Origin of the sequence: Paenibacillus sp. FSL H7-0716, assembly GCF_038002705.1 — a bacterium.
Classification (GTDB): Bacteria; Bacillota; Bacilli; order Paenibacillales; family Paenibacillaceae; genus Paenibacillus_AQ; species Paenibacillus_AQ odorifer.
The window spans coordinates 172,221-195,321 of the sequence record NZ_JBBODA010000004.1; the positions used below are offsets into that span (position 1 = coordinate 172,221).

At 43.0% G+C, this 23,101-nt stretch carries 16 protein-coding genes; 13 read left to right on the top strand and 3 right to left on the bottom strand.

Annotated features, from left to right (window positions below):
• Positions 1-22: 22 nt before the first annotated feature.
• The 4 genes from MHH60_RS07350 to MHH60_RS07365 all read left to right on the top strand — a co-directional run bounded on the left by MHH60_RS07350 (position 23) and on the right by MHH60_RS07365 (position 12,533).
• On the top strand, positions 23-5,836 hold the full coding sequence (locus MHH60_RS07350; protein WP_076132779.1) for an NPCBM/NEW2 domain-containing protein: 5,814 nt from the start codon (positions 23-25) through the stop codon (positions 5,834-5,836).
• Between the two features lie 245 nt (positions 5,837-6,081).
• Positions 6,082-6,717: a response regulator gene (locus tag MHH60_RS07355; protein WP_036682269.1), complete on the top strand. Its 636-nt coding sequence runs from the start codon at positions 6,082-6,084 to the stop codon at positions 6,715-6,717.
• 84 nt (positions 6,718-6,801) lie between these two features.
• Positions 6,802-11,883: an AAA family ATPase gene (locus MHH60_RS07360; protein ID WP_076132777.1), complete on the top strand. Its 5,082-nt coding sequence runs from the start codon at positions 6,802-6,804 to the stop codon at positions 11,881-11,883.
• Positions 11,880-12,533: a response regulator gene (locus MHH60_RS07365; protein WP_076132775.1), complete on the top strand. Its 654-nt coding sequence runs from the start codon at positions 11,880-11,882 to the stop codon at positions 12,531-12,533. Before MHH60_RS07360 ends, MHH60_RS07365 begins: the two co-directional genes overlap by 4 nt.
• A gap of 12 nt (positions 12,534-12,545) precedes the next feature.
• Here MHH60_RS07365 and MHH60_RS07370 read toward each other — a convergent pair whose 3' ends face one another.
• Both MHH60_RS07370 and MHH60_RS07375 read right to left on the bottom strand, forming a co-directional pair.
• Positions 12,546-12,974: a DUF2752 domain-containing protein gene (locus MHH60_RS07370; protein WP_341161125.1), complete on the bottom strand. Its 429-nt coding sequence runs from the start codon at positions 12,972-12,974 to the stop codon at positions 12,546-12,548.
• Entirely contained in the window at positions 12,937-13,275 is a 339-nt protein-coding gene (locus tag MHH60_RS07375; RefSeq protein ID WP_051491231.1) for a DUF4234 domain-containing protein, read from the bottom strand. Before MHH60_RS07375 ends, MHH60_RS07370 begins: the two co-directional genes overlap by 38 nt.
• 221 nt (positions 13,276-13,496) lie before the next feature.
• Here MHH60_RS07375 and MHH60_RS07380 point away from each other — a divergent pair, with 221 nt between their 5' ends.
• Positions 13,497-13,838 (top strand): zinc ribbon domain-containing protein YjdM, encoded by a 342-nt coding sequence (locus MHH60_RS07380; RefSeq protein WP_036682263.1) that lies wholly within the window; start codon positions 13,497-13,499, stop codon positions 13,836-13,838.
• Between the two features lie 54 nt (positions 13,839-13,892).
• Here MHH60_RS07380 and MHH60_RS07385 read toward each other — a convergent pair whose 3' ends face one another.
• Positions 13,893-15,557 (bottom strand): histidine kinase N-terminal 7TM domain-containing diguanylate cyclase, encoded by a 1,665-nt coding sequence (locus tag MHH60_RS07385; RefSeq protein WP_076132771.1) that lies wholly within the window; start codon positions 15,555-15,557, stop codon positions 13,893-13,895.
• A gap of 284 nt (positions 15,558-15,841) precedes the next feature.
• Between MHH60_RS07385 and MHH60_RS07390 the strand changes: the two genes are divergently transcribed.
• The 8 genes from MHH60_RS07390 to MHH60_RS07425 all read left to right on the top strand — a co-directional run bounded on the left by MHH60_RS07390 (position 15,842) and on the right by MHH60_RS07425 (position 22,996).
• Complete coding sequence (locus MHH60_RS07390; protein WP_076132769.1) at positions 15,842-16,900, top strand: LLM class flavin-dependent oxidoreductase; 1,059 nt, start codon at positions 15,842-15,844, stop codon at positions 16,898-16,900.
• A 55-nt stretch (positions 16,901-16,955) separates the two neighbouring features.
• A complete protein-coding gene (locus tag MHH60_RS07395) occupies positions 16,956-17,420 on the top strand; it encodes a RidA family protein (protein WP_076132951.1) in 465 nt (154 codons plus the stop codon).
• Between the two features lie 177 nt (positions 17,421-17,597).
• A complete protein-coding gene (locus MHH60_RS07400) occupies positions 17,598-18,632 on the top strand; it encodes a C40 family peptidase (protein WP_076132767.1) in 1,035 nt (344 codons plus the stop codon).
• Positions 18,633-18,824: 192 nt separating this feature from the next.
• Entirely contained in the window at positions 18,825-19,832 is a 1,008-nt protein-coding gene (locus tag MHH60_RS07405; protein WP_076132765.1) for a sigma-70 family RNA polymerase sigma factor, read from the top strand.
• 112 nt (positions 19,833-19,944) lie between these two features.
• The gene (locus MHH60_RS07410; RefSeq protein WP_076132763.1) at positions 19,945-20,640 is read left to right on the top strand and encodes a response regulator transcription factor; all 696 of its coding nucleotides are present in this window, start codon (positions 19,945-19,947) and stop codon (positions 20,638-20,640) included.
• Between the two features lie 108 nt (positions 20,641-20,748).
• Positions 20,749-21,600: a M15 family metallopeptidase gene (locus tag MHH60_RS07415; RefSeq protein WP_076124134.1), complete on the top strand. Its 852-nt coding sequence runs from the start codon at positions 20,749-20,751 to the stop codon at positions 21,598-21,600.
• Positions 21,600-22,121, top strand: coding sequence for a VanZ family protein (locus MHH60_RS07420; protein WP_076124132.1), 522 nt, complete (start codon positions 21,600-21,602; stop codon positions 22,119-22,121). Before MHH60_RS07415 ends, MHH60_RS07420 begins: the two co-directional genes overlap by 1 nt.
• Before the next feature lie 38 nt (positions 22,122-22,159).
• Positions 22,160-22,996 carry a YitT family protein gene (locus MHH60_RS07425; protein WP_036682251.1) on the top strand — a complete coding sequence of 279 codons (837 nt, stop codon included), beginning with the start codon at positions 22,160-22,162 and terminating at the stop codon, positions 22,994-22,996.
• Positions 22,997-23,101 lie beyond the last annotated feature (105 nt).

Sequence of the window (23,101 nt, forward strand, 5' to 3'; positions counted from 1 at the left end):
TGACATCTGGGGGTAAGAAGTGATGAAGAAAATGATTGCGATCGCTACATCGGCAGCCATGTTGGCCAGTTTTTCAAGTGAGGCAGGTTATGCTTTAGCAAGTGAGGTAAGCAAGGTAAATGTAACAACAACAGTGGCACAAAGTAAGGTCAACTTATTAAGCAACGCTTCGGTTATTCCGTTTGAGCTGTACGGCAAGGATGCTCTAAATGCCTATAATGAGGTTTTTAGAATGAATCCAGCAAATATTAAATCCATCACAAATAACGGTGGCAACTACTCAGGCTCGCCTATAGCTAAGGCTATGGATGGGGATATGAGCACGCATTGGGAGACTGGCAAACCGAATAGTTCAACGTTTACGAATGAGGTTGTGTTTGTTTTCAATGAGTCCACTGAATTAAATAGAATGGTATACGCGGCTAGGCAATCCGGTGCTAAAGGTAAAGGTTTTGCTCAAGAATTTGATATCTATGGCTCCACTACCGATGCGGGTGATTTTACGCTCGTGTCTTCTGGAGAATATACAGGCTCAACCGGTGATGTAGTGGAGATTCAGTTCGCACCTACGGTTTTTAAGAGACTTAAATTTGTCTTCAAAAAAGCGAACCAAGATTGGGCGAGTGCGGCTGAGTTTTCTTTTTATAAAGAGGATAGTCTCTCTGCTAAAATGAAAAATTTATTTACAGATGATACCCTGAGCCAAGTTAGTGCTGCCTTTAATACGACAGAGAAATTAACAGCTTTAGAGAATGAAGTGCAGGCACATCCACTGTATACGCAGTTTAAAGAAGAGATAGAGAATGCAAAGATCCTTTTGGAGAACCATCAGGTAGAGGCAACGGCAGCCAAGGTTTCGAAGCTAAAAGGGTATGGTACAGCCTATGAAAATGCCTATAGCCAAGCGTATAGAATGCCAAATGCAAACGTATCAAAAGTAACGGTGAACGGTGGAAGCTACCCAGGTACGAAGCCTGAATATATGCTGGATGACCAGCCCACTACGCATTGGGAAACGAACAAAAACAATGATGCAAGCTTCACGAATGAAGTTGTGTTTGAACTAGCGCAAGCGGAAGTGCTGGACAGAGTAGCTTTTTTAGCTAGAGATAATCGCAAAGGATTCCCAGAGGCTTTTGAAATCTATGCATCAGAGACGAGTAAAGGAGAGACCTTCCAACTGGTATCTAGCGGAACCGCGATTAGTACCAATGATTTTCTGGAATTTAAATTCGAACCGACGAAGTTTAAAAGATTAAAATTTAAGTTCACAAAAGCTAATATTAACAGACCTTTTGCGGCTGAATTTAGATTTTATACAGAAGATAAAGTAAGCGAAGCTGTAAATGGTATTTTCACAGATGGAACGATGAGTGCGGTTGTGTCTGCTTATAATAACGTTGCAAAAATCAATGAATTGGAGGAAGCGGCAAAAGTACATCCGCTCTATCCAATCCTTAAAGATTCATTGGAACTAGCTAAGAAGCTGGTTAATGGCGAGGTTCAAATCGAAGGTACCATCATTGAGGCGGAACAACGTGGAGATATGAAAAAGCATGCGCAGGAAAACCTGAGAATTGGTTTTGGTACGAACAACCAGCCTACAGGTCTCGTTGCAATGCCTGGAGATACGATCAACGTTTATGTGGACGCAGCTTCTAACGATAAGCTACCTTCTTTAGTCTTTTCTCAACAAGAGGCCGCTTGGAATGTTTGGGCTAGAGGTGTGCAATTGCGTCCAGGTAAGAACATTATAACCGTTCCTGAATTTGCTACGAATAGTTATTATGCACATGAAGTGACTAAGGGCGGTACAGTGTATATCGTCAATCCATATACAGCAGAGGAACAAGGGAAAGCCCCACTGCTCCGCTTCGAAGGTTTAGAGAAGATTCCTTTTATGACCAAGACCACGGATCCAGAACAATTCAAAACCTTCTTAATCACATACAAACAAAGACTAGACGAAGATAAAGCGGCGCATCCAAATGTTCAAGATCGTAAACTCATAGATGTGGTAGAAATGGCCAGCGATCATGTTATTTTCACAGGAACGGCGACGGAGGCGTACAACAAATATATTACGCAAGGAAATAACCCGCTGGACACCGTAACTGGGTATGACACCTGGATGAAGAGCATTTTTGCCTTCTATGGCTTGGATGGTAGTAGTGAGATTCATGATGCCAAGCTAATTCGTGAGAATATTCGATTAATGCAGCCTTATGGTGCGATGTATGCAGCGGGAGATCATACAGGTATCCAACTTGGAACAGTAGGTACCATGTTAGGTGATTTTAACAAAGCTTATCCGGGCTGGGGACTGAATCACGAAATCGGGCATCGCTTGGCTATGGGTGAACGGGAATATGGCGAAGTAACTAATAATATGGTGTCTATGTTTATGTCTGTCGCGGCGAATTCGATAGATAATCGTATACCGTATGAATCAGATATCTATAAATATGTCCTCGAAGAAAACAAAGTGGTTATGAATCAGCAGGGCTTATTTGCACAACTCGGAGCCTATTGGCAGCTGGAGCTGGCACATCCGGGATACTGGACAGAGCTGACCAAGCTATATCGGGAGCGGAAGGTCACCCTTACCAACGGTGACAATTCCAAGCAGCAGTATTTGGTGGAGTTCTCCTCCGAAGTACTGGGATTAGATTTAAGCAGCTATTTTGCCAGACATGGCTTCACTGTGAATCCTGAGACAAAAGCGAAAGTAGCCAAGTATCCGGCACCGCAAAAGTTATGGTATTTAAATAACTCGGTGATTAATTATGAGGGAACTGGAATAGCGGATAAAAATCTGGCTATTAAGGTTAATATCACACCTAACACCACGGCTAGAACGAACACGTTAAGTTTCAGTATAGATAAAGAGCTTAAGCAAGACTTATTAGGATATGAAGTGTATAGAAATGATGTGTTAGTTGGTTTTACAGGAACTGACCAATTTGTGGATCAGAATGTAGATGCGAGTATCAACTATACGTACAAGATCGTCGGTTATGATAAAAAGCTGAACCCACTGAAGCCCGTACAGGTTAAAGCCTTTAAGCCAGCCTTGTCTGTTGAAGATCAGCTCACTTTAAAGCTTAATCAAACCTTTGATCCGATGAGCTATATAAAAGCGGCTAACTATCTAGGAAACGATATTACTGCAGATGTCTCTCTGAAAGCCAATAACGTTGATGTAACGCAAAAAGGCAACTACGAAATTGTATATGAAGTGAAAAGCGAAGGGGTTACGGAAACGAAAACCACACAGGTTACGGTAACGAGCGACTACGCCTATATTTCCGATCTCAATGCCAAGTCAGTCGTTGTAGGCTGGGGTGAACTAAAGAAAAATAAAGCCGTTTCCGGGGGAATCATAACCCTTGTTCGCCAAGGATTGGCTGCGACGTACGCGAAAGGGATTGGTGTTCATGCCAACTCTGAGGTAGTTTACGATATTGAAGGTAAGGGTTACGACTTCTTTGAAAGCTACATTGGGATCGATCAAGCCATGAAAGGGAAACCTTCCTCGGCTACTTTTGCAGTGTATGTGGATGGAGAACAGAAATTTGAGAGTGATGTTTTCCGGGCAGGAACAGAACATCAATTTGTGAAAATCCCTGTGACTGGCGCAAGAGAGGTGAAGCTGGTTACAACAGATGCTAAGGATGGCAATGCTTCAGACCATACGGTATGGGCCGATGCGAAGTTCTCAAATAATTCAAGCAAACCTATCATTACAGTGCCGGAAGAGACAACCTTCGTTAAGCTGAACAGCGAATTTGATGTGTTGAGCGATGTAACAGCTTTTGATACGGAAGATGGTAATTTAATTGGAGCCGTTGAAGTACAATCCAATGGATTCACATCAAGCAAAACAGGGACTTACAACGTCGAGTTTTCAGTTACAGACTCAGATGGAAACTCCGCTGTGCAGGCCAGAAAGATTGTTGTATACAGCGCTAGTAAATACCTGAGTGATGTAGATTGGCAATCGGCAAAAACGGATTATAATGTGGTTCGAAAAGATAAGGCTAGCTCTAACAATCCGATTAAGCTGCTGGTAAATGGCGAGGTCAAAGAGTTCGCTAAGGGCTTAGGAACCCATGCCAGCTCTGAAATCGTGTATAATCTGGCGGGTACAAACTATGAATATTTTGAAACATATGTAGGGGTTGATAGAAATATCCCTGAGCAAAGCAACTCCAGTGTGATTTTCAAAATCTTTGCCGATGGGGCAGAGGTTTATAACAGCGGACTGATGAAATTTGGTGCAGAAGCCAAGCTTGCGCGGATACCTGTTAAGGGGGTAAGTGAATTGAAGCTGGTGTTAGATAATGCAGGTAACGGAAATGCTTCAGATCACGGTGATTTTGCTGATGCGAAGTTTATGATCTTGAACAATACACCAGAGCTTACCATACCTAAATCTGTCTCAACCAAAGTGGGCCAAGTGATTGATATCAGTGAAAGCTATTCGGCAATGGATTCGGAAGACGGTGACTTGACGGCTCAAGTGAAGGTCACAGGTCAAGAGCAAGTTAAATTCAACCGGGCTGGAAAGTATCCAATCACTTACACAGTAACAGATAGTGATGGAAATACGACCACGAAGATTAGAACTATAGCCGTAGTAGACATGACGGACTTTACGTATCTGACGGATTACGACTGGAACTCTACTCAGAACAGCTATACTGCACCTTTGAAGGATAAATCTATTAGTGCGAATACGCTGAGATTAACAGATGAGAACAATCAGGCAGTGTCCTATGAAAGAGGAATTGGAGCGCACTCTAACTCGACGATTGTATACGATCTAAGCGACAAAAACGCGGATTACTTCACTTCCTATGTAGGAGTAGATAGACAAATGTACGGTTCTGTTGGTTCGGTGAGCTTTGAGGTGTTTGTCGATGGAGAGAAGAAATTCGATAGTGGAGTCATGAGTTCAAGAGATCCGCAGAAATTCATTGAATTGGATATTAATGGAGCAAAAGAACTGAAATTAGTTGTCACAGACGGGGGAAATGGCAACGGATCTGACCATGCTACATGGGGTGGAGCCAAACTACATTTCGCGAATGGAGATCACTTATTCACTGGAGATCTGGAACAGGCGATTGCAGCGGCTAAAGCAATTTCTCTAGAAGGCTTCACACCTGAGAGCATCGCGGCATTTACGTCCAACCTCTCGACAGCAGAGACAGTGTTGGCTAACTCTTCTGTTACGCAAAGTGAAGTAGACGAAGCTGTAGCAGCGTTGCAACAAGCAACCGAAGGTTTGGTCCAAATAGATCTTACGAAAGAGATTACTGTGGCGGACCCGTATTTAAGTGCTTCGATCAAGACTACATTGGGCGTAACTGGAGAACTAACGCTAGGGGATATGTATAACCTTACAACGTTAACCAGCGAAACCAGAAGAGCCAGATCCTTGGAAGGTTTGCAGTACGCAAAGAACTTAGAGACACTTGATATTACTGGAAATGAAATTACAGATTTCTCCCCATTACAAGGGTTAACTAAACTAACGAGCTTATTGGCCGACCCACAAGTGGTAGAGGTAGGAGAATTTAAGGGACCTGTGGTTGAAGTAGCTAATCTGGTGAGAGGGCTCGATGGCAGCAAAGTGATCCCTAATTCCGCTGGGGTAAGAAACACTAGAACATCTAAAGAAATTGTGTTTGATATGAAGGAATGGGCTGCTAATCCGGATGTGTTCACTATTGACCTATCAAACGAGGAGAAAGGAACTTACATGCTGGGGTTAACTTACCAAGTCGCAGGTAATCTCGTGCAAATCATTTCTTTTATTGATAATAATTAAATTCCCAAGAAAACAGGCGGATTGTGGTCTCTATAACCATGGTTCGCCAGTTTTTAAATGAGGAAGTTTTTATGTAAAAATATCCATTTTGTCATGTGACAAAAGAAATGACAACGCTCACTATAAGCGGTGTAGTCTTTTAACTATACTTAATCAGAAATGCGCCAAATTTAAATGAATACTCTAATTGAAGCTTTTTATACAAAGAAGTAAATAATGTATGCGGTTTAGAGAGAGGTGTTTCTGTGAAAATCATCATTGTAGATGATCATCCTTTAGTTAGAAGAGGGCTGGCATCTGTCATTGCAATGCAATCGGATATGCAATTTGCAGGTGAAGCTACGACTGGTCCGGAAGCACTTGATGTGATTGAAGAGACAAAGCCAGACATTGTCCTCATTGATCTTAAACTTGCTGATGAATCAGGACTGGATGTCATTAAGATAGCACGTACCCGCGGCATTGTTAGTAAATTCATACTGTTGACTTCCTCTGCGAGCAGAGAGGATTTTTTGAGGGCTGAAGAAGTACTGGTAGATGGATATGTACTGAAAGAGGCACTGCCGGAGGAATTACTCTTTGCTATCCAGTTGGTGTACAAAGGGAGAAAATATTACGATCCTGGTCTAATGGAAGAAAAGATGCGAATGAGCGCTAGCAGTCCAACAGATGAATTGACACCAAAAGAGAAGGAAGTCCTGATTCAGCTTGGACAAGGTGCTTGCAATAGAGTGATTGCCACACGTCTTTTTATCAGTGAATTTACGGTAAAGAAGCATGTCAGTCAGATTTTAGCGAAGCTGCAGGTTACTGACCGGACACAGGCGGCACTGTGCGCCAACGCGATAGGATTAACGAAATATGAAATGTCTTATGAGTAGAACGGCAAGATCAGATGTTATAATGGCTTTAACTACTTTGCGAGATTGAGTATTCTGTCTAATTGTAATTAGGGAGTGCTGTTGATGTTTGAATTGCCAGGATACCAAACCTTAGATCTGATAGATAATACCGCAGATATCAGGTTATACAGACTCCTACGTCAAGAGGACGGCCTAAGGGTTATCGCTAAGACAACAATAGGAGAATACCCGGGAGCTGCCATGGTGGATGCTTTTCGTCATGAGTATGACATGCTTAAGCGACTTTGCGGTCGTGGTGCAATAGAGGCGTACAGTTTGGAAATTATGGCGGACCGACCAGTCCTTCTCTTAAAAGATATAGAGGGGAGTACCCTTGGGCAGATCCTGCGTATGCCTGTTAATTCACTGGATCTTCCAGCGCTGCTTCGAATCGCTACAGCTATTGCTGATTGTCTTATGCAAATTCATCGTGAAAAAATAACACTAAATGAACTAACCCCCGCTCATCTAATCGTCAATCCCATTACTTTTGAAGTGAAATTTATTGATATAAGAATGTGCTCTACCGAAAACATCACGAGTCCTTTGTCACCGTTAAGCGGTCGGCCCGATGTTCTGCTTCCTTATATAGCTCCAGAACAAACGGGACGAACCGGAGTCAAACCGGATTACCGTTCTGACTTTTATTCTCTGGGGATCATCCTGTATGAATGTCTCTCGGGCAGCCGTCCCTTTGAGCTGCATGATGTTGTTGATATTGTATATCGTCATCTTGCAGATACACCTGAGCCTTTATACCGCAGGTTTCCCACAATCCCTCTATCGGTCTCTGATATTGTTGGTAAATGCATGGAGAAGATGCCTGAAGCGAGGTATGCCAGCGCGTTTGGCATTAAATCGGATCTTGAGGAATGTGTATCCCGTCTAGAAGAAACCGGGCATATTGAGCCTTTTCCACTAGGAAGCTGGGATATCCCAGAGCGCTGGATGGTATCAGGTCGCTTCTATGGAAGACATCTTGAGCAACAAAGCTTAAGGGAAGCGCTGCAACGAGCATCACAAGGTGCCGTAGAGACGGTCTGGATTAGCGGGGAGAGTGGTATCGGCAAAACAACCTTTCTGAAGGAGACCCTTCGAAATACAGTCTCATTGGATGGTTTCTTCGCCAGAGGCAAATTCGAATCCCGGCATACCTCACTCCCTTATGGCATCTGGCATCAAGTCATAGAAGAGTTGGTTAGTCAGCTGCTGATGGAAACAAAGCTGCAGGTGGAGGTTTGGAAGCTGCGTATTCTACAAGCGGTGGACAATTACGGTCAGTTGCTGATCGATTTTGTTCCTAAGCTTGAACTCTTGATTGGCCCACAACCCTCCGTACCTCCACTGCCACCGCTGGAAGCTCAGCATCGCTTTCAATTAATCATGAGCCGATTTATTCAACTCTTTCCTCATGAGGATCATCCTTTGATCTTGGTATTGGATAATTTGCAATGGGCTGATGATACGTCGCTGCAATATCTCACTTTGCTTATAGAGGATACGGCAACGACTCATCTGCTAATCGTGCTTTCCTATCGCAATCGGGAGATCACAAGGCTACACCCGCTCAGTAGGCTGGAAAAACATCTGATTGATCGCAATGTAGCGATGAGCAGAATTTCTTTACAAGCGCTTGAACTCACCGATTTAAAACAACTGCTACTTGATGTTATGCGTTACGAGGCTGCTGACTTGGACGAGCTGGCGCGCGTGCTGCTTCATAAGACGGATGGAAATCCGTTATTTATTAAGCAATTCCTTCAAGATTTGATAGATGATCAGCGAGTGGAATTTGATGAGAATATTCGAAGCTGGAAATGGGAGCTCCAGCGTATTACTGAATTAAATGTTCCCGATAACGTAGCTTCATACCTTTCAAGTAAATTGCAACAATTTCCTGAACAGACGGTATATGCACTTAGCAGAGCCGCATTCATAGGCAGCCTATTTGATTTACGTACACTTGCTGATATTACGGAGACCCCGATAGAGACATTGAGCGAAGCGTTGGCGGTTGCTGTACATGGGCGCTTGTTGCAGCCCGTTGACGGGGAGGAATATCCGCATTATAAGTTCCAGCATAACCGCATTCATCAGGCGGCATATGCTTTTATTTCCGAAGAGGAGCGTTCCGAGCTGCATTGGAGAATTGGTCTGTTATTGCTAGGCCGAGGCCCGCTTAGTGAAGGAACAACCCTATTTGAAGCTGTCCATCATTTGAATCAGGCACTTGCATGGTTAGACCGCCCTGAACAGAGGCTTCAACTGGTAGAGCTGAACTTACAGGCAGGGATAAAAGCAAAGCAAACAACCGCACATGAGACAGCCTTGCAATATATGCTTCAGGCAACGTCATTATTAGAGGAGCAGAGCTGGGAGGCGTATTATGGGCTAACCTTCCGGGTATTTCGTGAGAGGGCGGAGCTCGAATATTTATGTTCCCATTTTGATACGGCTAATGAATTATTCCATCTGTTAATTGATAAAGCTACGACAAATATGGATAAGGCTTACGTCTACGCAATGAAGGTGCAATTGGAAGCAAGTAATGATAACCACGAAGAGGTGATCTCCTTAGGCCAGCATACCTTATCGTTACTGAAAGTGAAGCATCAATTTGATCCTGGTTATGCTCAATTGACGCTTCAATGGTTACGATTGCGGCGTAGACTCAAGAAGGTCTCCCTCGAATCGCTTACTCTTTTACCTTCAATGACTGATGAAGCACGTAGAATCGCAATGTCTACTTTAGATCATTCCAGCAATGCTTGCTTTTACGTCAATCGAGAAGGGTGGCTTGCTTCTTCCTTCACCATGATTGAATTAACGCTTGATTATGGGATGACTCCGGAGGCTTCCATTGGATTCATAGGTTATGCAATGTTTCAATACTATTACTTCCGTAATGATGAAGAAACATTCAAATGGGCCATGCTGGCGTTCAGCTTATCCGAACCCTATCCGAAACAGCATATGACAACCTTAGCTGCGTTCGCCATGTGCTACGACAGCTGGCGGTATTATGATCCCGCTATGCTCCATACATTTACCGAGAAGGCTGGTAAGGTGGGACTGGAATCAGGTGACTTATGGAAGGGCAACCAGAATGTGCTGATCAACTGTGCCTCCCTTTTGCAATTTGGTCATCCTCTCGGCGATATCTATGAGCGATTAATTACTCATTCCGGAGATTTGCTGCGCCATAACAACAGTCTTCATTGTAAGCAGGCTATTGTAGCAGCGGCCATTCTTGTTCGACTGACAGGTTATCGCTCTATAGATGATCCCTTTCCCATCGCGGAGATTAGCGAGCCTGATTTTGCGCAGTTGGTTCATGGGGACACCTTTGATTTTATACAAGAAATGGTTTGGATCTATCAGTATTTGACGGGCTATATATTTGGAGAATACCGAGAAGCCAGTGAGGCATTAGCCAAATCAGCGGCCATTATAAAATCACGCGAAGATGGCTTAGACAGTCCAATGCAGATCATGTATGAATGTTTAGTCTGGGCTCAGTTGTATGAGGAATATAACGCTGAAGAGCAACGTACCTATCGGGCAAAAATGCGTAAATGCTTGAAGAAAATGAAAAAGCTTGCCAGGCGTTGTCCGGGGAATTATCAGCATAAATATCTGTTGATGAAGGCTGAGCTAACTCGTCTATCGCGAGATCCCCGCCAAGCTGAAGCATTGTATGAGCAATCCATTGAGAACGCTCGGATCCACGGTCATATTCACGATTTAGCGATGGCAGCGGAATGTTACGGCAAATATGGGCTTCGTCATGGCAAAATGCATCTGGCAAGAATCTATATGACTGAGGCCTATGAGGCTTATCTGCAATGGGGCGCAAAGGCTAAAGCGGCTGACCTGGAGCAGCAGCACCGCCATTTGCTGCATATTAAACGAGAGCCCGGGCTCGATCGTGTGGATTCCCTTTCTGTGGTAATGTCTGCCCAAGCATTATCGGGCGAGATGGAGATGAGCCGATTATTGGCCACGCTGATGCGAATCATGCTCCACAATGCTGGGGCAGAATATGGGGCTGTTATTTTTGATCAGGACGGCAAATGGATGGTGGAGGCTTATGGGACCTCAGAAGCCCAGCATATCGAATCTGTTCCACTTGGGGAAGAATCGGGGTTGGTCCCGGCAGCGATTATAGCTTACACGGCAAGAACACAAGAACAGGTTGTATTACATGATGCGCTCTGTGAAGGGATATTTACACGTAATACTTACGTTAGGAATAATAGACTGAAATCCGTTCTATGTCTCCCTATCATGAATCAGAATAAATTGGTTTGCCTGCTCTATTTGGAGAATAATCTATCGCCGGGTGTATTTACTCCAAGCAGACTCGATGTGCTCAAGCTGCTTGGTTCACAATGCGCAATCTCAATCGCTAATGCCAAGCTATATTCGGGAATCCAATATCTCAAAAAAAATCTGGAGGATCAAGTGGTAGAAAGAACTCGCAGCCTGGAGCGTTCGATGCGGGAAACATCTGCGGCTTTGGCCGAAGCTACTGTTTTTGAGGAACGGAATCGTATTGCCCAAGAGATTCATGATATTGTCGGGCATACCCTTACATCGACGATTCTGCAGATTGAAGCTGGCAAGCGGCTGCTTCAGAAGAAGGAGATAGACAGCGGCTTTCAGCGTCTGGCTGAGGCCCAGGATCTTGTGCGGCATAGCTTGAATGAAATCCGCGGCTCTGTCCATATGCTGAAAGAGGACAGGTATTCTGATCTAACCGTGATGCTGAAGCAGTTGATTCGGGATACAGAACGCAATGCAGGCGTTGTTGTTCATGCAGTTATTTATGATCTGCCGGAAGCCATGTCAACAGCCTATAAAAAGGCAATCTATCATGCTTTGCAGGAGGGCTTAACTAATGGGATCAGACACGGAAAGAGTGCGGAGTTCCATTTTAGTCTGGAGTCTGTTGGAGCGAACTTGCAGTTTAGACTCAAGGATTGTGGGCTAGGGATGAGTCCAATCGTCATGGGATTTGGACTTAGGACGATGAAGGAACGGGTTGAGCAACTGGGAGGCAGCTTATCCATCGATTCAGAAATGGATGAAGGCTGTTTACTGGAGATTGATCTGCCCATGCGAAGGGTTGTGGATAGAAATTGAGCAAAATAAAAATTGTAATTGCCGATGATCAATTGTTGACGCGGGAAGGACTTCGCACCATTTTGGATCTGGAAGATGATATGGAAGTGGTTGGTGCTGCCAAGAATGGAGAAGAAGCTTGCGAGATGGTTGAAGCACTCCAGCCTGATCTGGTGCTGCTCGATATTCAAATGCCTGTTATGGATGGCCTTAGCGCCTTGAAGCGAATAAAGCAGGTTCGGCCGAACATCTTCATTCTGATTCTGACTACTTTTATAGAGACTGATTATATTGTAGAGGGAATGGCCTACGGAGCAAGCGGCTATATGCTGAAGGACATGGATGCAGATAAAATGATCGCTTCGATTCATGATACGTTATCCGGGCAATTTATTCTGCCAGCTCCGGTAGCAGCCAAACTGGCGTCGAGGATGAACAGGTTAACAGGGGACTATGAACATTGGCAGAGATCGGGTCTGGATCGCATCAGTCTGACAGAACGGGAAGAGGAGCTGGCACAGCTCATTATCCGGGGACTGAACAACCGTGAAATCGCCGATACATTACATATTGCGGAAGGTACGGCGCGTAATTATATTAGCAATCTTTACAGCAAATTAGAAGTAGTTGATCGGGCCCAAGCGATTGTGCGGCTGCAAGCTATTTTGTAATAGTTGTTGCTGTTAACGAATTACTGCCGGGGCCCAATATTCAAACAGCGGGAGATTCCTCAGTATTCCAAATGTAACGGTCAGAATCAACATTATAGCCATAATTGCCTGGCTAAGAGGCCGGATTTGCTTCTTATTAGTAATCCAATACAACATATACAGAGGTGCTAAAATAAACAGCAACGGGTTAAATCTAAACGCTTGAATAACGTCGAGCTTCAGCAAGGAAAGAATAACTCTTGTGACTCCACATCCGGGACAATACAATCCAGTCCATTCATGAAATGGACAAGGGATACTGATATGGGTTAAGGGTATCCATGCTTTGAGATATACTACGCCGACGAGACTTAAGGACACACCCCAAAATAGTTTAGGATGTGTCCTTTTATAAATCGTAAACTTATACCAGTTTATTAACATCGGATTGTACCAAGGCATACGTGACAATACCCAGACCAAAGAGTGTCAGGATCACATAAAGCACTGAATTATCTGACGGGTATTGGCCGCGCTGTCTTTGAGCTTCAGCAATATGTTTACCTACCTGATAGGCCCAAATGAAGCTCCAGATCCCACACGTAACCAACGTTAAAAGAAAATGTTTTCCTCCTGTAAATGTATAGTCCCCACTCAGTTCGCCTACCTCATTGGTTAGAACAATAAACCAATATATTGTATAGAGCCCACATGTAATTAATGACAAAATAATGGCGAATGCAACACTTCTGCGACTAATCATTACTCACTCTCCTATGTATTTACATAAAAATTCGACATTTCCATCTTATTGAATTAGGAAAAAATATACAAGACAATATTTGAGAATTACTGTCCGCTGTCGAAATCTAGACAAACTTACTGCGGATATCTAGTGGAAACCTTACCAAATATGAAATATACTTTTGAGGCTATGCACTGGAACCACAACTAGATTTACATTAACGAATGGAGGACACTTTGATGTCTACTTTGCCAAATTGCCCGAAATGTAATTCAGAATACACTTATGAAGATGGTAGTTTGCTCGTCTGCCCGGAATGTGCGCATGAGTGGAGCCTCGACACAGAGGCTGAAAGTAGTGAAGAGAACAAGGTTGTCAGAGATGCCAACGGAAATATTTTAAATGATGGAGATGCTATAACTATTATTAAAGACCTTAAAGTAAAAGGAAGCTCATCCGTTCTGAAGATAGGAACAAAGGTGAAAAACATCCGTTTAGTGGACGGAGATCATGATATTGATTGCAAAATCGATGGTTTTGGAGCTATGAAATTAAAGTCCGAGTTTGTTAAAAAGATCTAAAAAATAAGAATCAGCTAACTTCAACAGAAGTAGGCTGATTCTTTATTTTAAACGTTATCTATTAATCTCAACAATCTGATTTCGTCCGGCATTTTTTGCTTGATATAAGGCTTTGTCCACTGATTCGAATAAATCATTTAGTTGATTGGTCAGGCTTTCTGTATATTGTGCTGCAAAATTACTAATGGACAGCAGTCCCATACTAACAGTAATCGAGAGGGAATGAGCAACATCCTCTACATGTACTTTATTAGCTTCTATTATAGATTTGATATGTTTTGCCAAGTGGTTTGCTTGTGTTTGATCTGTATTTGGTAAGTATATGATAAATTCTTCTCCGCCATAACGCGCCAGAACATCCGTCTCCCTCAACGTTTTCTTAATTACCTCTACCGTGCTGCAAATGACGACATCACCGATTAAATGGCCGTAATTATCATTCACTGTTTTGAAAAAGTCGATATCCAGAAGGATGATAGCAAAAGGCTGCTTGAGTTTCATATTTTCTATGATCTCATGCTCTAAGTGCAACGTTAAGTAATGACGATTATAACAACCGGTTAGGCTGTCCGTTATGGCCATCTGCTTAAGTTTTTGGTTAGTCTGCGATAGTTCATCCTGGATTTCAGTTAATGCAGCATTACGCTCTTGCAGGGTCTCGTTCTGGTGATTGGTCTCGGCTATGAGGCGATGCAGCTCGCTTCTGTCTTGAAAAGTGAGAATGCGTCCAACCCTGATTCCACCTACCACAATCGGCGCCGCAGTAATGTTAATGTATGCATCGAGTGAGGTGTAGAATAGTTCAACCTCAGTTCTCTCCATGGGCTGGTTCAAGTATGTATGAAGGAATAAATTGAAAGCTCCGGAAGTTTGCTCTATGGGTGCGATAGTGGACACGTCAAAGTGAGCACCGATTTGCAGATGAATTCTTGGAAAAAGCGAGCGATTGATTTCTACTACAGTCTCACTATCATCCAGTACAAGAATTCCTTCTGTAATGGTGTCAATGATATCCTGATGGGCGATGGTTACGAGATCAAATATTTTATCCCGATGGATAGCAATTACGAAAAAGATTGCCGAGATTAGGATCCCCAGAGAGGTCAGCCCTGGAATAACTGGATCAGATTTAAGCAATACCACATTAAGAAAAACGTCCAATAATATAAATACCGTTAGCACCAGCACCCCTTTGAGCACATGAGCTACCTGTTTTTTGATCCGCTGTGTAGTGTTTGAGACTAGCGCTGAATAGATGATATACAGAGAAATCATTACGCTGGTGGTTAAGAAGATAATAAGCAGCCAAAAAATCGGACCATAATATCTTTCGATATATCCGCCGTTCATAGGGAGAACAAAACTTCCGTTTGGATTGGCGACCACGCCTACTAAGATCAAAGCTGCGAGAATGTATAGGATCAATGTGTTCTTCTTTCGAAGGAGATGTGATTTCCCGGTGAGTAGTACCGTGAACAGAAGCCAGCCGATCGTTAACAGAACTGAGTCGATAAATGCGAGCTTCACATAAAACAATTGAAACTTGGGATCATCGGTTGTTTTGATAGCGAATTGGCAGAAGGGCCATAACATCATAGTAAAATGAAAAACTAAGTAAGCTTTATGTAGGTTAGTGATGGTTACAGACGCAAATATGTAGATGAACAAAGCGAACAAAACAAAAAATAATAACAAATCAATCCATGTCATGATATTCATTTTAGTGACACCTTCTCCCACCCGGTTAACAGTTCTTTCATGTTACCTTGAATTTTATTCGTTTGCCATATGATTATTTGTTCTACGACAACGGCTATTTGTTTAAGAGTCTTTCAACATATTCCTTCAAAATCCTCTATTTGTAAGCGTGGTTTTGCAAATTTTAAGGATGAGTTTCCCGGGAAACTGGGGTTGGACAGAATGACTAGCTTTTTTAACCTTAACTTGTGTTATAATCAAACAAACAATTTAAAGAGGAAATTATAGTTAAGGGGGATTTGTAAGTGGAAATAGGAATAAGCACTTTCGTAGAAACAACACCGGATGTTCATACGGGTGAAGTGATAAGTCATGCGCAGCGATTGCGCGAGGTTGTAGAGGAGATTGTGCTTGCAGATCAGGTGGGTTTAGATATATTTGGCGTGGGCGAACATCATCGCAAAGATTATGCGGCGTCTTCTCCAGCAGTTTTACTGGCTGCGGCGGCCTCACAGACGACACGAATTCGGCTAACCAGTGCGGTTACAGTACTTTCCTCTGATGACCCCGTACGTGTGTTTCAGGATTTCGCTACCCTGGATGGAATCTCGAATGGACGCGCAGAGATCATGGCAGGCCGGGGATCTTTTATTGAATCGTTCCCGTTGTTTGGGTATGATTTGAATCATTATGATGAGCTGTTCGATGAGAAGCTGGACTTGCTGCTCAAAATACGGGAATCCGAAAAAATAACCTGGAGCGGCGTGCACCGTCCTGCCATTAATAATCTGGGGATTTATCCGCGTCCCGTGCAGAATCCATTGCCAGTATGGATTGGCAGCGGAGGAAATACAGAATCCGTAATTCGTGCAGGTCTACTAGGGTTACCACTTGTGCTGGCTATCATTGGCGGCAGTCCGCTACAGTTTGCTCCGCTCGTGAAGCTGTATAAGAAGGCTGCAGCGCAAGCGGGACATGATGTATCGAAGCTGCCCGTTGCTTCGCACTCACACGGCTTCATTGCAGAGGACAATCAGCAGGCTGCCGATATGTTCTTCCCTTCTACACAAGCTAGTATGAATGTTATTGGCCGGGAACGCGGATGGGGTCAATACACCCGTGCAAGCTATGATGCGGCGCGTAGATTTGAAGGTGCCTTGTATGTAGGTGACCCAGAGACCGTTGCTGAGAAAATCATTCACTTGCGCAAGCAAGTAGGCATCACACGTTTTATGCTGCATGTGCCGCTTGGCACAATGCCTCATAAGGATGTAATGAGAGCCATTGAGCTATTGGGTACCCAAGTAGCACCCATTGTTCGTGCTGAAATATCGAGATGGGAAGCAGAGGTTGAAGCTAAGTAGTAACTATGATCTTACTAAATTATTGAAGCTGTTGATAATGGAGGGGGAGATGGATATGACAGAGCACACTATAGCGAGCAGACTCGAAGCATTAGGGGTTGTCCTGCCCGAGGCTAGTGAACCGGCGGCAAAATACGCTAACTACGTAATTGTTAATGGTTTATGTTTTGTGTCGGGAAAAGGACCAGCGGGCCATCCCAAAGGAAAGCTGGGACAAGATTACACTACCGAAGAAGGCTACCATTTTGCACGTTTAACGGGTATAGAGATCCTTGCCGTCTTGAAGACAGCTTTAGGTTCTTTGGACAAAGTGAAAAGAGTAGTTAAAATTCAAGGCTTCGTTAATGCAGACCCCCTCTTTGAAGAACATCATAAAGTGCTTAACGGTTGTTCAGATTTAATGCTTGAGGTGTTCGGAGACAAAGGTGTTCATGCTCGTTCTGTATTGGGTGCTGTTTCTGTAAGGGATAATCTTCCCATCATTATTGATTCCATTTTTGAAGTTGAGGAACCTGTCTAGCCGGCTCTATGAGGCATATTTAAAAAGAGGACTATGATACCGAAAGGTGATCGTATTCCTCTTTTTTTTAGGTGCTTATGCCGTAGGCAGATGCTTACCCCAAAATTTGTAACAAAACTAATCACCCTTTTTTTAGTAACAATAGGTGTACATATCAATCAACGAGGTGATGACATCATGAAATTTCAAAAGAAAGCTATGTTACTTTTACTGCTTACATCTATGCTCTATACTGCTCCGGCCTATGCGGCAACAACGCCTCAGACTCCGGTTACAGCCGTTTATCTGGATGATCAACAGCTACAATTGGGGGCTCAGCCCTTGTTAGTAAACGATACAGTACTAGTTCCTATGCGTAAGTTATTTGAAGCTCAGGGGGCAAAGATTACTTGGAATAATGATACCAAGACCGTTAAGGCAACCAAGGGAGACCTGGTGCTGACCTATCATATTGGCGATCAGGCAGCGAATAAAAATGGCCAGTCCTTAAGCGTAGCCGTTCCCGGCCAGATTGCTGGCGGTTATACGATGATGCCACTGCGTTTTGTTAGCGAAGCTTTGGGCAGCACTGTGAAGTGGGATACCGCTACTCGTGCCGTTCGTATCTACTCGGCAGTGGATTACGATACGACAATTCTGTATGGGGTTAACCTGCGAAGTTTGCCAGACTCGTCAGCCCAATCAACGGTGCAGCAAATGTTGTCAGCAGGAGATAAGGTACATGTGGTTAGAGAAGTAGATGCTCTATGGTTAGAAGTACAAACACAGGATAACAAGAGAGGCTATATATCTGCTAAACCTAAATATAGCAATTATACTAGTACGGCTCTTGTAGAGCGGCAGGGAAGCGAGCTGCTTGCTTACGGAGAAAAATATCTGGGAACACCTTATGAATTTGGTGCAGCTACTAACCAGACATCTACCTTTGACTGTTCTTCTTTTGTAGGACATGTATTTAAGGATGTGTTGGCAATTGACCTGCCACGTGTCTCTTACAATCAGGCCAAAGAGGGCAAAGAGGTTGGAATTAACGAGCTGCGCAAGGGGGACCTGTTATTCTTCAGTGCACGAGGACTCGATATTGGGCATGTGGCGATTTACGCGGGAAATAATCAGATCCTACATACGTACTCCAAGGAGCTTGGCGTTCATTATGAAGCCTTAAGCGACAAGTGGAAGAAACGTTTGGTGACGGCTCGCAGATTGTTTTAGCCAGGTGTTAATTAGGATATAATTATCACGGTGAAGAAGCATCCGAATACATTTGGGGGATGAAGCAGATTGGCTAAGACCATAGTAGAAAAGTGAAATCCCCTCTCCATTAAAATTTATTTGCAGGCATAAAGACGGTTTTTGAGTCTCTTTTCCGTCTATGTTATGAGCTTGATGTTAAGGAGGAAAATAGTGACTTGTACGGACGCAGAACTGGTAGATAAGGTGTGTAAAGGTGACATGGATGCATTCAGTGTACTTATCGGCAAATATTCCAATGCAGTATACGGGGTTGCTTATGGTAAATTGGGTGATTTTCATACCGCACAAGATATTGCCCAAGAGGTTTTTGTTAAAACCTATCGCAAATTACCCAACCTAAAGGAGCCTGAGAAACTCGCCAGTTGGTTATATGCGGTTACTGCACGGGAATGCATGGATTGGTTTAGATCAAATAAAAAGAAAACTGCTTACGAATTCATGCAAAAAATGGAGGTTCCGCAGCTAGAATCTACCGAAGATCAGCTGCTCAGAAAAGAACTCCAGCAAGATGTGTGGAAAGCCTTAAACACCCTATCAGAAGCTAATCGTATAGTCACAATTCTCTACTATATCGACAATTACAAGGTTAGGGAAATCGCCGATTTCCTTGATTTATCCAGCGAAGCTGTTGAGAGTAGACTCCGCAGATCAAGAACGATCTTAAAAAGGGAGATGTTGAGTACAGTGAATAATAATCTTAATGAAAACAAATTACAGGACGAATTTAAGAAGAGAGTCTTTCAGGATGAAAGAATGACTGAAACGAATTTTCGTCGTGTGGCTATGGGCCAGAGTGAATTTGATGATATTGATATGCATAAAACAAACTTCTCCAATGTAAATATGGAGGGGACCGGATTCGATAATATTAATATGAGCAGTACTACCTTTAATGACATCAATATGCATTCTGTTAAGTTTAATGAAGTGGGGCTGTGGGAAATAGAGGTTAGTAATAGTGAACTAGGGGAGGCTTATTTCCACGATATTCATTTGTACGGTAAAGGCAATAAGTTTGAGCGATGCCAGCTGAACGGGACATCCTTTGTAGATTGTGATCTTTCGAATGTGCATATAAGAGACTGCAATCTTTCAGGCGTCACAGTAAATGGGATTTCATTAGAGCTATTGTTAGACCGCTATAATAAAAGTAAATAAACGATATAAATCATAGATTTAATCGGAAACCACTTCTTTCTAGGAGTGGTTTTTGAGTTTAGGGTATAATGGATGAAGAGTGTACAGCACAACCTATAGGAGTGAAAAATAGATGAAGCGCATCACCATTTTAATTGCGGATGATGAGGCGGAAATTGCCGACTTGGTGGCCTTGCATTTGCAAAAAGAGGGGTATCATATCCTCAAAGTGTCCGATGGAAGGGCAGCGGTACAAGCCATTGAGTCGCAAACGATAGATTTGGCGATTCTGGATATTATGATGCCGGGGCTGGATGGTTACGAGGTAACCCGCCATATTCGGGAGCATCATCATCTGCCGATTATTTTTCTGAGTGCTAAAACTTCCGATCTTGATAAAATCACCGGACTGGTTATGGGCGCAGATGATTATATGACCAAACCGTTTAATCCAATGGAGCTGGTCGCCCGGGTCAATTCCCAGTTGCGGCGCTCCATACAATTCAGTCAGCCCGCAGCCATACCTAAATCGGTGCTAGAGGTTCGGGGATTGGTGATTTCACCGGATGAGCATACGGTTACTCTTTATGGTGAGGTTATTGAGCTAACTCCAAAAGAGTTTGATATTTTGCATTTATTGGTCAGTCATCCCAAGCAGGTGTTTAGTGCGGAGAACATTTTTCAACAGGTGTGGGGCGATGCTTATTATGAGAGTGGGAACACGGTCATGGTGCATATCCGTACCTTGCGCAAAAAGCTCGGTGAAGACATCAATAAGAATAAATTCATTAAGACGATCTGGGGCGTCGGATATACTTTTAATGGGTAAGGCCCGTGAAATTTATTTATTTTAAGAAAAACTTTATATTTGTCCTGCTTTTTCTTTAAAGTGTCTTCGTTATTCTATTCCTATCAAGGAAATGGGAGGACATTGCTGATGAAGAAGTGGGGCTTTTTGGCGTTGGTTGTGTTGTTGCTTGGGTATGCAGCGGCTCGTTATTTACCGAATACGGGTAATTTAGGATACGATGATAAGATTCGCAAAGAATCTATTAGAAATAACAATAGTTTAGAGGTAGTAACACAAGATCAAGTGTATCAAGGGGATTTGTTGCTGGTGAACAAACAATACCCGGTACATGAAGATAGTGTGAAGTCTGATATCGTGACCTTATATGAGCAGGCGGATCTGGTGCAGGGTTATGGGCTGCTGGATACCTCGATTCGTTTGTCTGAAAGTGTAGCGCATAAATTCAATAAGATGGTCAAAGCTGCCGAAAAAGAGGGTGTGAATCACTTTTTAATTAGCAGCGGGTACAGGGACTTTGAAGAGCAAGAGAAATTATATCAGGAAAAAGGCTCGGACTATGCTTTACCGGCGCAATATAGTGAACATAATTTAGGATTATCTCTAGATATCGGGTCGTCTCAATCAGAAATGAGTAAAGCGCCTGAAGGAAAATGGCTGCAAAAAAATGCCTGGAAATACGGCTTTATTCTCCGCTATCCGAAAGACAAAACCGAGATTACGGGGATAAAATATGAACCCTGGCATTTCCGTTATGTAGGATTGCCGCATAGCGCCATTATTCATGAGAAGGGGCTTGTGCTAGAACAATATTTGGATTTCTTGAAAGAGAACAAAGAGATTTCCACAACAGTAGACGGCAAAGCTTATACAGTAAGTTATTTTCCGGTATCCAAATACACTACGATCAAAATTCCACAGGAAGGGCAATATATGACGTCAGGCGATAACATGGATGGCATAATTGTTACTACATATTAATGACTAAAGAGCCGAAAAAAAAGTCTGCTATAAACCTTTTGCTGGCAGCGATATTTATCGTCTATATGTATTTTTTAATCCGAATTATTTTATTTAAAGGTGCACCGGTGAACTTATTATCGCTTTGGGAGCAAGCGGGACGTATGTTTGAACATCCAGACCGGATTTTTAATCGGCGAGGCAACTATATCCCTTTTAAGGAGATCTCCCGGGGGATGGACGATCTGTCGCTTTCAGATCCTTTTTCATCTATTAATTTAGTAGGGAATTTGTTGGCCTTTATTCCGTTTGGGATCTTGGTGCCCATGCTGTTATCGCAAAAAGTAAGGCTGTTTCGAAGAGTTTTCTTCCTCTCGCTGGCGCTGAGCTTCTGTTTTGAATTCACACAATTAGTATTGTATATCGGCACTTTTGATGTGGATGATCTTATTTTGAACACTGGCGGCGGGGTGGCTGGTTACTGTATCTATAGACTGTTGACTTCTTTCGGATGGATTGCATCTATATCAAAGCGGTGTTAGTATTTGTGGATATAGATCTAGGGTAGAAGGGGCATGGTATGAAAAAGCGTATTTCGGATATTGTTTCCATCATTGTAGGAGCTTTGTTATTCTCCTTGGCTGTTAATTTGTTTGTGATTCCGAACGAGTTCGGTGAAGGCGGGGTCACGGGACTGACTATGATTACTTACTATTTGTATCAGTGGTCACCCGGTATTGTTAGTTTGATTCTTAACGCTTTATTATTAATTGTGGGGTACAAATTTCTAGACAAAACTACGACGGTATACACGATTATTGCGGTGTTTTTCAATTCGTTATTCCTGATTCTTACGAAAAATTGGAATATTGGCAGTGATGAGTTGATAATTAATGCAATATTCGGGGGTATCTTCTCAGGTGTGGGTATCGGGCTGATTATACGAGTGGGTGGAACGACTGCAGGGTCAACCATCATCGCCAGAATCCTACATAAATATTTGGACTGGAACGTTAGTTACGCGCTACTGCTCGTCGATTTAATTGTGGTGTTCGCTTCGTATTTCATCATTGGAGTACAAAGTCTGATGTTTACGATCGTGATGCTCTATGTAGCCACTAAGATAATGGACTTCATTATTGAGGGAGTGAACCCTAAGAAGGCTGTTACGATTGTATCCCAAGAGCAGGACAAAATTGCTGAACAGGTTAATGGAATTATGGATAGAGGCGTCACAGTAATATATGGCCGTGGGTACTATACCAAGACACCTAAAGAGCTGCTGTATATTGTGATTAGCAAGCAGGAAGTGACTATGCTTAAGAAAATCGTCAAATCCATTGATAAAGAGGCATTTATTACCATACACGATGTAAGAGATGTATTCGGAGAAGGTTTTGTGGAGCTGTCAAAATAATAAGATAAAAAGCTATCCCGGAAGCTATAATGGCTGCTTGGATAGTTTTTTTGATTTTGGGCACGTTATTGTGATGGATATCATTGCAATTATTGGATCGTTCAC

Excerpts from the sequence above, each read along its gene's own strand:
- MHH60_RS07350 (WP_076132779.1), top strand. The coding sequence starts at position 23 with ATGAAGAAAATGATTGCGATCGCTACATCGGCAGCCATGTTGGCCAGT.
- MHH60_RS07360 (WP_076132777.1), top strand. The coding sequence starts at position 6,802 with ATGTTTGAATTGCCAGGATACCAAACCTTAGATCTGATAGATAATACC.
- MHH60_RS07370 (WP_341161125.1), bottom strand. The coding sequence starts at position 12,974 with ATGCCTTGGTACAATCCGATGTTAATAAACTGGTATAAGTTTACGATT.
- MHH60_RS07375 (WP_051491231.1), bottom strand. The coding sequence starts at position 13,275 with ATGATTAGTCGCAGAAGTGTTGCATTCGCCATTATTTTGTCATTAATT.
- MHH60_RS07380 (WP_036682263.1), top strand. The coding sequence starts at position 13,497 with ATGTCTACTTTGCCAAATTGCCCGAAATGTAATTCAGAATACACTTAT.
- MHH60_RS07385 (WP_076132771.1), bottom strand. The coding sequence starts at position 15,557 with ATGAATATCATGACATGGATTGATTTGTTATTATTTTTTGTTTTGTTC.
- MHH60_RS07395 (WP_076132951.1), top strand. The coding sequence starts at position 16,956 with ATGACAGAGCACACTATAGCGAGCAGACTCGAAGCATTAGGGGTTGTC.
- MHH60_RS07400 (WP_076132767.1), top strand. The coding sequence starts at position 17,598 with ATGAAATTTCAAAAGAAAGCTATGTTACTTTTACTGCTTACATCTATG.
- MHH60_RS07410 (WP_076132763.1), top strand. The coding sequence starts at position 19,945 with ATGAAGCGCATCACCATTTTAATTGCGGATGATGAGGCGGAAATTGCC.
- MHH60_RS07415 (WP_076124134.1), top strand. The coding sequence starts at position 20,749 with ATGAAGAAGTGGGGCTTTTTGGCGTTGGTTGTGTTGTTGCTTGGGTAT.
- MHH60_RS07420 (WP_076124132.1), top strand. The coding sequence starts at position 21,600 with ATGACTAAAGAGCCGAAAAAAAAGTCTGCTATAAACCTTTTGCTGGCA.
- MHH60_RS07425 (WP_036682251.1), top strand. The coding sequence starts at position 22,160 with ATGAAAAAGCGTATTTCGGATATTGTTTCCATCATTGTAGGAGCTTTG.